The organism is Paenibacillus sp. ov031 (assembly GCF_900143165.1).
Lineage (GTDB): Bacteria > Bacillota > Bacilli > Paenibacillales > Paenibacillaceae > Paenibacillus > Paenibacillus marchantiae.
The window spans coordinates 21898-34825 of record NZ_FRDO01000007.1; the positions used below are offsets into that span (position 1 = coordinate 21898).

12 protein-coding genes are annotated in these 12928 nt (G+C 45.7%); all 12 read right to left on the reverse strand.

Annotated features, from left to right (window positions below; genetic code table 11):
* On the reverse strand, positions 1-1535 hold a 1535-nt coding region (locus BUA17_RS31340; protein ID WP_211754058.1), incomplete at its 3' end, for a collagen-like repeat preface domain-containing protein.
* 196 nt (positions 1536-1731) lie between these two features.
* The gene (locus tag BUA17_RS23855; RefSeq protein ID WP_280174367.1) at positions 1732-3216 is read right to left on the reverse strand and encodes an ATP-binding protein; all 1485 of its coding nucleotides are present in this window, start codon (positions 3214-3216) and stop codon (positions 1732-1734) included.
* Positions 3185-3901, reverse strand: coding sequence for a response regulator transcription factor (locus BUA17_RS23860; RefSeq protein WP_072735241.1), 717 nt, complete (start codon positions 3899-3901; stop codon positions 3185-3187). Before BUA17_RS23860 ends, BUA17_RS23855 begins: the two co-directional genes overlap by 32 nt.
* A 143-nt stretch (positions 3902-4044) precedes the next feature.
* Entirely contained in the window at positions 4045-5307 is a 1263-nt protein-coding gene (gene ccsA / locus BUA17_RS23865) for a cytochrome c biogenesis protein CcsA (protein ID WP_063568322.1), read from the reverse strand.
* Entirely contained in the window at positions 5304-6977 is a 1674-nt protein-coding gene (locus BUA17_RS23870; protein WP_063568321.1) for a cytochrome c biogenesis protein ResB, read from the reverse strand. Before BUA17_RS23870 ends, ccsA begins: the two co-directional genes overlap by 4 nt.
* 14 nt (positions 6978-6991) lie before the next feature.
* On the reverse strand, positions 6992-7519 hold the full coding sequence (locus BUA17_RS23875) for a redoxin domain-containing protein (protein WP_063568320.1): 528 nt from the start codon (positions 7517-7519) through the stop codon (positions 6992-6994).
* A gap of 253 nt (positions 7520-7772) precedes the next feature.
* A complete protein-coding gene (locus tag BUA17_RS23880) occupies positions 7773-8522 on the reverse strand; it encodes a pseudouridine synthase (RefSeq protein ID WP_063568319.1) in 750 nt (249 codons plus the stop codon).
* A 221-nt stretch (positions 8523-8743) separates the two neighbouring features.
* Positions 8744-9562 (reverse strand): S1 family peptidase, encoded by an 819-nt coding sequence (locus BUA17_RS23885; RefSeq protein WP_064636817.1) that lies wholly within the window; start codon positions 9560-9562, stop codon positions 8744-8746.
* Between the two features lie 64 nt (positions 9563-9626).
* Entirely contained in the window at positions 9627-10160 is a 534-nt protein-coding gene (locus BUA17_RS23890) for a spore maturation protein (RefSeq protein ID WP_062324415.1), read from the reverse strand.
* A 6-nt stretch (positions 10161-10166) separates the two neighbouring features.
* Entirely contained in the window at positions 10167-10793 is a 627-nt protein-coding gene (locus tag BUA17_RS23895; protein WP_072735242.1) for a nucleoside recognition domain-containing protein, read from the reverse strand.
* An 18-nt stretch (positions 10794-10811) separates the two neighbouring features.
* A complete protein-coding gene (locus BUA17_RS23900; RefSeq protein ID WP_072735243.1) occupies positions 10812-11999 on the reverse strand; it encodes a D-alanyl-D-alanine carboxypeptidase family protein in 1188 nt (395 codons plus the stop codon).
* 155 nt (positions 12000-12154) lie between these two features.
* Complete coding sequence (locus tag BUA17_RS23905) at positions 12155-12826, reverse strand: sigma-70 family RNA polymerase sigma factor (RefSeq protein ID WP_244552217.1); 672 nt, start codon at positions 12824-12826, stop codon at positions 12155-12157.
* Positions 12827-12928: the final 102 nt, after the last annotated feature.

Sequence of the window (12928 nt, forward strand, 5' to 3'; positions counted from 1 at the left end):
GGGCCTGCGCCTGCAATCAATGTATAGTCAGGGGATGTACCTGGCGTTCCCGTTGGTGATGCCACATTTGTAATATAGGTGCTGCCATCAAAAGTTACAACTTGACCGGCCGGGTATGTTGGTGCCACTGCTGGGTTAAACGGAACTGCTCCATTCAAGCCCACGCCTGTTGCTCCGGTTGCACCGGTGGCTCCTGCGCCAGCAAGCAATGTGTAGTCTGGTGATGTACCTGGGGTTCCAGTTGGTGAAGCTACATTAGTAATATAGGTACTACCGTCAAATGTCACTATTTGACCCGCTGGATAGGTTGGTGCTACCGCTGGATCAAACGCTAATATTCCACTTAAACCTACTCCTGTGGCTCCCGTAACCCCAGTAGGTCCTGCACCTGCCAAGAGTGTATAGTCCGGTGAAGTACCGGGAGTTCCCGTTGGCGATGCCACATTTGTAATATAAGTGCTGCCGTCAAATGTTACGACCTGACCCGCTGGATACGTAGGTGCTACTGCGGGATCAAACGGAACAGAACCACCGAGTCCCACTCCTGTTGTCCCAGTAGCCCCAGTAGCTCCGGCCGATGCCAGCAAAGTATAATCCGGTGAACTACCCGGTGTTCCCGTTGGCGATGCCACATTAGTAATATAGGTACTACCGCCAAACGTTACAATTTGTCCTGCCGGATAACCTGGTGCGAGCGCCGGATCGAATGGAATAGAGCCTGTTAAGCCTGCCCCTGTTGCTCCAGTCGTTCCGCCTGACAAAAACAACGTGTAGTCTGGAGAACTTCCCGGTACTCCGGTAGGACCATTCACGTTAACAACATAAAGACTGCCGTTATACGAAACAACTTGACCTTGCACATAGCCAGGTGCCTCAGCGGGATCAAAAACGGAAATATCATTCAGTCCAACCCCAGGAGCCCCCTGCGGACCTGGTACGCCTTGGGGTCCTTGGGGTCCTAGAGGACCTACCGGACCTACTGGTCCTACTGAGCCTCCTGGCCCGGCTGGACCTGGCACTCCGGGAACACCCGGAACCCCTGGAACTCCCGGGGGACCTGGAGTTCCCGATGTTCCAAATGAACTGGTAGCACGAGTCAATGATACGGATATGGATCGAATCAAACCGACCAATTTATCTTTTTCCGCAGGCGGAACTTCCAGAAGCAACGTTACACTTAATAAATCATCAAGCAAGTTTTGCAAGTTGCCAGCCAGATTGATAACGGCTACAGGTACAACTTCAGAACCTGCTATGGTTAATTCCAGAACGGATTGTAACTCAGCTTTCACCCCAGCTCGAAAACCAGAGGTATTAACAAAGGTGAGCAAACTCCGTAAACTGTTTTGCAATGCGAGAATATTAGACGCTGTAGGCTGACTAACAGCTGCAGGAATAGTCACTGCCAATGCTTTCAAAATGGACTCAAACTGCTCCACTTCACTCGATGTTATTGGAATAAACGGTGATCCCGCTCGAAACGATCTTCCTTCTATGAAAGCTTTAATATTCACCCTTTTTCTTTCATCAGACATGCCTAATCCACTCCTCCTTTAACTTCTTCGCTTTTCAAGCTTATGTATCATAAGAGGCAAAATTATCTTGGACACATTTTTTGATGCAAAAAAAAGAGAACATACTGTTCCACGTTGAACAAGATTAAACGGTACTGTTCAACAAAAAAGCACCCTCAGCATGAGGGTACTTTCGCACTTTTTGTATGAAATCGGGCTATTTCGAAGAATCCACAGGAAATTGTAAAATAAACTCTGTTCCTTCACCAAGTACACTATTAACGATAATGGTACCGTGATGGGCATCCACAATATTTTTTACAATTGCGAGCCCCAGTCCTGTACCGACACTTTCACCTCGAACACGAGCCTTATCTGCTTTGTAGAATCGTTCAAAGATGAATGGCAGATCGGAAGACGGAATGCCTACACCTTCATCTTTTACAGTCACTTTAGCTACAGGTGTCCGGATATCGGTTAACAGCTCTGCCGATATGACAACATTTTTGCCTGAGGGAGTATGCCGAAACGCATTATCCAGCAAATTTGTAAATACCTGTTCAAGCCGATCCTCGTCAGCCTGGTGAAGTTCAATCGAAGTCTGTTTGCATTCAAACCGAAGATGGATATCCTGTTCTTTGGAACGTACCGAGAACTTTCTATATACACGCTCCAATAGTTCAACCAGATCCACTTCCTTCACAGCCATATCCGTATGACCCGCTTCCATTCGCGCAAGATCAAGCAGATCTTTAACCAACCTGCCCATACGCAAAGACTCATCATGAATCACTTGAATTAGTTCTTCACTTTCTTCTGGAGAAGCCGCCATTCCATCCAAAAGAGCTTCACTATACCCTTGCATCATGGATAGCGGAGTACGTATTTCATGAGATACGTTGGCGACAAAATCACGGCGCATCTTCTCAAGTCGTACTTCCTCCGTTACGTCACGAAGCACAGCAACAGCCCCCCGTACGACACTATCCGCATACAAAGGCGCCATCTGAACAGACCAGACACCCTGCTGCACATGCACGTTAGAGTTCTGATCGCCACCTTGCTCCATCACCATTTTGAACAAAGGAAAGAGTGGTTCCGGCACCTCTCGTGAAGAACTCACAGCATTCTCCGAATCCTGTCCCTCACCCATTTGTGCCCAGTCCAAATCACACCAAGCCTGCATGATTTTCTCTCCAGGGGGGTTTGTCAAAATAACTTTCCCTTCACCATCGAATGTCACTACGGCATCGGTCATGCTTCGGAGCACGCTCGCCAGATGTTCTTTTTCATGGTTAAGGTTGCGAATGTTATCTTCCAGCTGTGCAGCCATATGGTTAAATGTATTACCTAATTCTCCAATCTCATCGCTCGTTACAAGGGAGAGACGTGTACCGTAATTTCCTTTCCGAATCGCATTGGCTGCCTGAATTAACTGCTGCATCGGCTGCGTAATTTTCGTAAAAAGAAACAGCGCAAAAAAGGTCGTCAAACTGAATCCGATAATACAAACATACGTGAACAAACGTTTGATATCTCTCGACTCAGACTCCGCAAAATTCGTATCAATATACGGCAGCAAAAAAAGACCCAATGCTATGAGTACACAGCCCACAAGGCAAATAATCGTAATCCATAACTTCCCGACCAGCGATCTCCAGAAACTAAAACTACTTCGGTACTTCCAGTTTATAACCCACACCCCACACCGTCGTAATCATCGCCGCTGATTCTGGCGAAACCTTGTTTAACTTCTCGCGAAGACGCTTCACATGCGTATCCACAGTACGAAGATCACCAAAGAATTCATAGTTCCATACATCCTTCAGCAGCTCTTCTCTGGAGAAAACTTTATCTGGAGATGTCGCGAGATAATGCAACAGTTCATATTCTTTCGGTGTTAGACTGATCTCTTCCCCACCCGCGGTTACGCGGTGAGCATCATGTTCGATGACCAAATTAGGAAATACGATATTGTTGCTTGAATTACTCTCCTTGGACAGATACGCTGTCGCAGAAGAACGACGCAGAATCGCCTTCACCCGGTAAATCACTTCACGTGGACTGAACGGTTTAACGACATAGTCATCTGCTCCAACTTCAAAGCCCTGAACGCGGTTGATTTCTTCGCCTTTTGCAGTAAGCATCAAAACCGGAGTTGATTTTACCTGACGCAAACGGGTACATACTTCAACGCCGTCCATGCCCGGCAACATCACATCAAGCAAAATAAGACCATAGTCACCTGCAGTTGCTTTTCGCAACGCAGTTTCCCCATCCTCAGCTTCATCGATTTCATAGCCTTCTTTTTCGAGATACATTTTCAAAAGCCGTCGGATTCTTTCCTCGTCATCCACGACGAGTATACGGTTCTCATGTTCAGCCATTCCACTCCAGCCCCTTTGCAATAACTCCTCATCACTTCTATTATGTTCGATCTGGCGAACAATATTTGAATGCCCCATTGGACGTAGGGGCTCACGTATGTGTTTCATGGATTTCTCTCGGGAACTTTACGAAACTACCTATCCTAGTCTGCCCCTGCGTAAGAATGCAACCCGGCAATGATCAAATTCACACCAACGAGCGTAAACATAACGACCAAAAACCCAAGTACTGCAAGCCATGCAGACTTGCGGCCCTGCCAGCCTCTGGACAAACGCAAATGCAGGTACACACTATAATATAACCATGTTATCAAAGCCCACACCTCTTTGGGGTCCCATCCCCAGAAGCGGCTCCAGGCAATCTGGGCCCAGATCATAGCGAAAATTAATGCTCCCAATGTAAATATAGGAAATCCGATAGCAATTGCCCGATAACTAATCTCATCGAGATCATCGGCATCAATGCCATCAAGCATCGGTTGCAGAGCTTGTCCAAGCGGTCTTCTTACAATTAAACGAATAAGTCCATATAAGATCAACCCTACAATCAAAGACCAGACTACCGTATTCAGTTTACGTCCAGCATTAACTCCGTTCATCCAGGAAGGTGTCTCAAGTAATGGTTCCTTCATGCCAAGAAACGGTTTTATGCTCTCCACTTCGCTATTATAAGGCGCAAAAATAGGAGGCATGCGATAAATCACTTTCTCTATTGTACTATTTTCCTGTACCTCTGTGTCAATGCTAGCGATTTTCTGAACAAAAACCGCCTCATATCCGGATGCACGGAAAGCAAATACCGACCCGATAAACCCAACGACAACGACGATAGTGATTAATGTAAACTCAACCCACCCGCGCTGGCGTCTGGATGACTTATCCTTGCCACTGAAATCGACTGTGCGTAACAAGTACATGAATCCCGCCGCAAAGCCTACGGCGAAGAATGCCTCGCCAAGAGCTGCCAACGTCACGTGGATCTTGAGCCATATCGATTGTAAAGCAGGGATCAGCGGCTGTACTTCCTGAGGAAATACGGCTGCATATGCCATAATAATGATGGTTAGTGGCAATGCAAACAATCCCAGCAACGATTTGCGATAGATGGCGTAAACTACAATAAATGCCACCATAATCATCATGGAAAGAAAACTCATAAACTCATACATATTACTTACTGGTATATGGCCTGCTCCAGCCCAACGTGTACCAAAGAAGATGAGATGTGCAGCTAGTGCAACAGTTGATGCAATAAAGGCTCGTTTCCCCCATCGTTCTACATGAGCTTGCGGGTCACGATTACTCCATTTCTTTCCCATGACGGCAACGCCATATAACATAAATGCAGCACAATATAGAAAAAAAGATACGATAAATGCGTCGCTGCTGAAATCCAATAAACTCATGTTTGGTTCCCCCCGTTATCCAACGACTTCTCATCCACTTCCACATTCATATGTTTTAACACAGCTGCAATCTCACGCCTAAATCCAAACCAGTTTTTATTCGTATGGCCGCCTAGGGTGAGCTGTCCATCATCAATACGAATCCAAATACGTCGGTGGTGCCAGTAAAAGCCCATAACCAGACCCAACATAACGATTCCTGCACCAACCCATACAAAAGGCATAGCCTTATCAATACGGATATTGAGGTAACTCACGGATTGAATGATGTCCACCTTATCCATGCTATCAACCTCTAGCTGCAAAGGAATTTCTCCTCCATTCAACTGTTTGTTAATTGCGTCCTGTTGAAAACGTTGTTTATCTATCTGCTTCGCAAAATACAAATACTGCATTCCCGCTTCAGGTAAATTGGGTCCCTTGATGTTAAATAGAAAGGCAGGCGCATTCGGTGAAGGGGATTTTGATTTGGGTTCTCCATTTTCATCCAGCCCAAAATCCATATATTTTTCTTTAACACTCAGACTATAGGGTCCAGCTTCAAACGTTCGCTGCGTATCCACCATAGCAATTTGGATTGCTCCATACTTCTCACCCGTCTGGGCATTGACCAAATCAGGCGTTACCGAACGAATCGTTGGTGTCAGATCATAATCAAATTGATATGCTTTTAATCCGTGGTAATTCAGTGGATGGTTCACTCGAACATCATGTCGGTCCACCTCGGTCAATTGAGGTTTTTTCGAAGGATCCGAGCAATCTGCCGTACATTCGTACAATACCACTTTGGTTTCAAATAGTTTTGGAACGGTTTTGTTCAAATTACGGAACTGTTCTGGAACCTCATCTTCATTGTAAAATTCAACATTAAACTGTTCATTCTTCAAATACATGGAGGTATTCGGTATTTTTTTGATTTCCCCTTGGGGAAAAGCAACATGCTCATCCAGATTCAGCCCGGGAAGTCCTCGAGCAAGTACTGCGAGCAGGAAGATAATCAATCCGATATGGATAACATATGGCCCCCAGCGACTGAATCGATGTTTCTCGGCCAGCAATGCAGTACCCTCGGTATGCACGCGATAACCTTTCTTTTTAAGCGGCGTAACCGCTTTCTTAATCCAGTCTTCTGATGCCTCATCTATGGAACCTTGATACACCAGTCGCTGGCGTGTAAGAAACTGCATGTGTTTGCGTATTTTCTGTTTATTCAGCGCTTTATATAGTGGAAGTACCCGGTCTAGACTGCATATGACCAATGAAGCGCCGATCAGTACCAGTAACAAAATAAACCACCAGGATTCGTATGTATGGGACAGACCCAGCAGATAATAGATATGACCCAACTGACCGTATGTGTCCTTGTAATATACGGATGGATCAATATTCAGAAATGTACTTTCTTGTGGATAGATTGTGCCCAGCATGGAACCTACAAGTGTAAACACAATCATGTAAACAGCAATTTTGACCGATGAGAAAAAGTTCCATATGCGGTCAATGATTTTGGGATTTGTACGCTGCGATCGACGCGCCATGCCATCATAACGCATTTCCAATACTTCATCCGATTTGACCTCGGCCTCCAGCAGCGGCTTGCCACAGGCTTCACACAGCACAGTGCCCACCGGATTCTGGTGTCCGCACTCACATTTCGTATTTTGGAACACGACTAGACCTCCTGTCAGGGCTGTTTCGCCAGTTGTGAAATTTGAGCGTCAAGTGTGTCCAAATCAAGTTGACCGATATGAATGGTGGAGATTTTGCCCGTGTCGGAGACAAAAAATGTCGTTGGCATCGGCGAAATGCCAAAATCCCGGATCGAGTTTTTGTCACGGTCGAGCATAATCGGAAACGTAACGCCCACCTGTCGAACAAAATTTTCCACGGTCATCTGGTCTTCCCCAACATTGATACCAACAAATTGCACACCCTGGTCCTTCCATTTGTCCGCTTGCGCTTGTAGCGCAGGCATCTCTTTCACACAAGGCTCACACCATGTTCCCCAGAAGTTGATTACCATGGCTTTGCCTTTGTATTCCTCAGACGTATGAACTTGTCCATCCAGGCCCAGCAGTTCAAAAGAAGGAGCTTTGTCTCCTTCTTTTGGCTTGCCATTCGAGCCGGATACCGATGTCGTAATCGCATATCCGCCCAACACCAGGATCAATAACAAAATGACGATTTGCACCGCTCTTCTTGATTTCCCCATGTGCTGCTCCCCTTTTAAGTCAGCTTTTTGCATAATTTGAATTTAAACGCTCCCGGGTACAAGAATTAGACGAATAACACCATTTCGATCTAACTCTTGCTGATTGAAAGTCGCTCCGGGGATTTATGCAAAAAGCTTGAGTGACTAGCATTCGCATATAACAGTCTTGGACAACTGTGAACATCCTATGAACAATTATAGCGAATTTCGTCACAAAACTGCGGCGCTTTTATGAAAATTATGTGTCCTCACATTACCTTTTTTTCATTTTTTTGGCGGGTTCTGATTTTGCGAGCGTAATCAGGTTGTTGACTTCTTCTTTGGTTAGATTGCGTGTGAGTCCCCGTTTCAGGTTTTGAAGCAAAATACCACCAAACGAAATCCGTTTCAGACGTGTTACCGGATGGTTAATCGCTTCGAACATACGTCTAACCTGACGGTTACGCCCTTCGTAAATCGTAATAGAGATAACAGATTCATTTGCTGCGGTATCCACATCTTTGTACTCAATCTCTGCCGGAGCTGTCATACCGTCGTCCAGCATAATGCCTGTCTTTAATTTCTCCAGAGCCGAACCATGTGGAACACCTTTAACGGTTGCATGATATGTTTTGGGTACGTGATGCTTCGGATGCGTCAACAAATGCGCAAACTCGCCATCATTGGTCAGAATGAGCAATCCTTCTGTGTCATAATCCAGACGCCCCACTGGGTATACCCGTTCCTTGACACCTTTAAGATAGTCGGATACAATTTTCCGACCTTCCGGGTCTGAAGCACTTGTGATAACACCCTTCGGTTTGTTCAACATCATGTACACTTTCTTTTCACTGCGGATCGGTTTACCATTAACCGTAATCATATCCTCTTCGGGGTTCGCTTTCGTACCCAGTTCGGTTACGACCTCCCCGTTAACTTCTACTTTGCCGGACAGGATCAGTTCCTCGCTCTTGCGGCGGGATGCAATGCCTGCCTGTGCGATAATTTTTTGTAATCTTTCCATGTTTGTCATGTCACCTCACACTAATGATACCCATCAAGGCCGGAAATCACAAGGATAATCCATCGATTTTGTTAACGCAGGGGTTGTAAACACCTTTTAAGCTGCATTTAGCTATGAATTTAGACCAAAAAAGCTCACCCTCTCACTGCCGGTATGCGGCAGGAGCGTTAAGGTGAGCCGTTCAATTTCAACCATATGTAACCACTACAACATGAATAAGTTTAATTGGCTACTTTACCAGCAACAACGACCTGTTTTTTCGCAGGGGTTGCACTTTCTTTAATGAAGGATTGCAATGTTTTGGAAGTAATATAATAAGTACGTCCGCCGTATACAAAGGTCATCATGCCAATAACCCGATTGTTCTGGTCCAGAACAGGGCCACCTGAATTGCCTTGTGCTACTGATTTTACGATACTGCCAATGCCCTTCTTGCCTGGAACATCTGAATCTTGTGAATTAAATACTCGGCTCTTGGCAATTGTATTATAAGTTGAAGGGAAATCTTCGTCCAACAGCACAAGTTCCCCGGCAGAATTTTTAGGAAATCCGATGGTATAGACAATTTGATTATCTTTCGCATTTGCAAACGTCACCGGTTGTGCGTCGATTTCTTTGTCCAGCTTCAGCAATGCCATATCTGTCACCGGATCTGTTTTAATGATTTTGGCTTTAACCGGCTTGTCCAGATGACCTGGGCTTGCTACAGTAAGTGTGCCTTCATCCCCATCAGACAGTTCAGCATAATCCTGAACGACATGATAATTGGTTAGCACCTCATCCTTGGAGATCAGTATGGATGTACCTACATCATAATATACTGAATCGGGTTCATCCTGTTTGACCAGACGTACGTTCACAACTGGAAAAGAATCCGCTGTAACGGCCAACTGAGCACGTAGTTGTTTATCGAAGTATCCCGTAAAATGAATCGTATTAACGGCTTGAGCCGCAGCCAACCCCGTCTGTCCTGCAAGCAACGCAATGGCAAGCATGCCTGACATTCCAAAGCGGAGCATTCGTTTCCAACTCTTTTGCATGATTCTCACTCTCCTCCGCTATCATTCTAGCATAATTCGTATATCGGAAGGAGAAGGCATATTTTTAACCAAATACAATCAAACAAATGACCAAGGCTGCAATGAAACCAACTACATCGGAAAACAACCCAACTTTGAGCGCATAGCGACCATTACGAATGCCTACGGCTCCAAAATAAACTGTCAATACATATAGGGTTGTATCCGTACTGCCTTGAATCGTGGAAGCCATGCGGCCAATCATCGAGTCAGGGCCATAGGTTTTAATTAGGTCAGTTGTAAAGGCAAGCGAGCCTGTCCCAGTTAAAGGACGCAAAATACCGAGTGGCAATACTTCTCCCGGAACCCCCATCCAGGATACAAGTGGTGCGAATAGGCTGATCACATAATCCAATGCACCGGAAGCACGGAATACACTGATCGCTACCATCATACCTACCAGATGGGGAATAATGCTAATTGCCGTAGAGAAGCCATCTTTGGCCCCATCAACAAAAGATTCGTAGACCGGGACCTTTTTGGTAAACGCATATAATGGAACAAACGCGATGATAACCGGAATGGCCCAGACGGAAATCCAGTTGATGAAGGTTAACAACGTTGCTCATCCTTTCATACCGGGATTGTCACTTTTATATACACTCGGCGGCCTGTGAAGTGCCCTATTTCGGTACCAGCGATCGGCTACAATGGCTGCAAATGTCGCAATAATGGTTGCCATTAGCGTGGTACCTACAATTTCCGTGGCATTTGCGGAATGATAATTAAGTCGAATGGCTATCAGGGTTGTCGGAATAATGGTGATACTCGCTGTATTCAGAGCCAGCAAAGTGCACATGGCAGGGGAAGCCGTTTGTTTATCCGGATTTAGCTCTTGCAGTTGCTGCATGGCTTTGATCCCCATTGGGGTTGCCGCATTGCCTAGGCCGAGCAGATTGGCACTCATGTTGGATAAAATGTAGCCCATGGCTGGATGATTCCGCGGAACATCCGGGAACAAAAAGCCAACAACCGGACCCAGCAGCTTCGCGATTCGTCCCAGCAGCCCGGCATCCTCAGCCATTTTCATCATACCCATCCAAAACACGAGCACACTGATCAGCCCAAAACATACCGTTACTCCGGTTGCTGCTCCATCAAAAGCCGCCTGCGTAACGACTTCAATTTTGCCTTGTGCTGCTGCAAAAGCAAATCCGGTTACGATCATGAGAAGCCAGATTAAATTGATCAAAGGATAACCCTCCCCTCATTATGGAGATAACAAATGGCTTAATACTGCGCGCCATGCGGAAGCCCAGGTAGAAATTTCACCGATCCCCCCCAGAGTTGCATCCTCTATCTTCGGCTCTGGCGGAATATAACTTCCTTTGCGATACACAGGAATTGAACCCACAAGTTTCCCGTCAAGCTGCATATCAATTCGGCCAGCCAGTCCAAAAGTAGGATCTGTCGTTTTTGCATCTCCCACTGTACTCTCCTGTGCCCGGTTATCGAGTAAAATCAGCTTTTTCGTCAATGAGGATGTCTCACTCTTCGCTAGAGGATAGGTGAACCCGCGACCTGTGACCACATCCGTGTTTTGTACAGGCTGTTCTTTTTTTGCAATTTCCACCAAAGGGAAGTTTTCAAAACCAAAATCCAGCATACGTGCATGGTCATTCCAATCGTCGCCATCGTTCAGGGTTACCGCAGCAAGCTGTTGCCCATTGCGTGTAGCAGAGCTAACCAGACAACGGAACGCCTTTTTGGTATATCCGGTCTTTACGCCATCGGCCCCCTCGTACAACCGCAGCATTTTATTTTTGTTTTGCCAGGAGTACTCCCAGCTCTCGTTCGGATTTGGAGCCGACTTGTTCTCCGTAGCTACAATACGTTTGAAAACCGGATTCTTGAGCGCATACGCAGTTAAGCGTGCAAGATCATTGGCGGTGGAGTAATGACCGTCTGCGTCAAGTCCATGGGGATTCATAAAATGGGAATGGGTCAGACCAATTTGCTCTGCCTTTTTGTTCATTAACAGGACAAAGCCTTCTTCAGATCCACCGACATGTTCAGCAATCGCCGAGGCCGCATCGTTGCCTGATCGCAGCATCAGCCCATATAGCATGTTTTCAAGTGTCATTTCTTCACCCAGCTTGAGATAGATGGACGACCCTTCTTTGGCAAAAGCCGAAGAAGTTACCTTTACTTTGTCATCCAGTTTACCGTGTTCAATCGCAACAATTGCCGTCATGATTTTGGTCAAGCTGGCAATTCTCAGTTCCTTATCCCCATCTTTGCTGTACAATATTCGGCCCGATGTTACATCAATGAGAGCAGCGCTTTGCGCATGGTTTGAGGGGCCGGGGATGGTTCCCTGGGCTTCAGCAAGCCCAAATGAGGGAAACAGAAACAAAGGTACAAGCATACATGCCATAAATTTCATTAATTTTCGCATCGATTCATTCCTCCGGGTCACTTGGAATCTTGTACTAGCTTATGTCTGGACAACCCGAAGTATGTCCCAGTGTTAGAAAACAGCAAAAATCCCTCTCGCACATGCTGCGGAAGGGATCTTGTAGTTTTAAGATGAGTTGCCAGGAATGATTAAATTTAGTTATAATCCAGCATCTTGGCCACTTTTCGCATAATTCTGGAGACTCTCATCTGACTAATATCCTCCATCTCTGCTGTCTGTGTCTGATTAAAGCCCTCTACCCGATGCTTCAGGACAGTGACTTCCTTCTCGCTTAACTTGCGTTTAACCGATTCTATAACTGCGTCAACATAAATTCTGTCGACCACTCCATCTTCAATATTTTCCCCGCTATAGATGGTATCCATCAATGTAACGGCTTGGGCTTGCTGATCATCTGCTCCGACAGGCTCATCCAGGTATTTAACTCCCTTGCCCACTTGGAGCGCCTTGTTGATTTTCTCCTCTTCTTCGTCAAGCAACAAAGCGATTTCATGAGCTGTCGGGAGATACCCCATATCGTGCTCCAGCCGATTGATTCGATTAATTAATTCTGTAGCCGTGCGAGTGGGGCGAATAATACTTGCACTATCTCTCAGAAAACATCGGATTTCCCTTACAATCGCAGTAACAGCAAACGAACTGAATTTCACCCCACGCCCTGTGTCAAATGCTTTGACTGCTTTAATAAACCCAAGGCGTCCCAATTGAAGAATATCGTCTTTTTCCACACAATGATTTTTGATAATGACTTCCGGTTTTCCAATGTATTTATGTACTGAATGCCAAATCAAGTTCTCATTAACCAAAATGCTATCTCCTAGAAAATGTTCATCGACTTGACATCGTTCAATATTTCCTACAAGGTCCATAGAGTAAAATTTCTTGTCCAACTTCAAATTCATCCTAAT

What these genes read in the sequence shown, in the direction of transcription:
- BUA17_RS23860 (WP_072735241.1), bottom strand. Translation starts at nt 3,901, where the DNA reads ATGGCTGAACATGAGAACCGTATACTCGTCGTGGATGACGAGGAAAGA.
- ccsA (WP_063568322.1), bottom strand. Translation starts at nt 5,307, where the DNA reads ATGAGTTTATTGGATTTCAGCAGCGACGCATTTATCGTATCTTTTTTT.
- BUA17_RS23875 (WP_063568320.1), bottom strand. Translation starts at nt 7,519, where the DNA reads ATGGGGAAATCAAGAAGAGCGGTGCAAATCGTCATTTTGTTATTGATC.
- BUA17_RS23880 (WP_063568319.1), bottom strand. Translation starts at nt 8,522, where the DNA reads ATGGAAAGATTACAAAAAATTATCGCACAGGCAGGCATTGCATCCCGC.
- BUA17_RS23885 (WP_064636817.1), bottom strand. Translation starts at nt 9,562, where the DNA reads ATGCAAAAGAGTTGGAAACGAATGCTCCGCTTTGGAATGTCAGGCATG.
- BUA17_RS23900 (WP_072735243.1), bottom strand. Translation starts at nt 11,999, where the DNA reads ATGCGAAAATTAATGAAATTTATGGCATGTATGCTTGTACCTTTGTTT.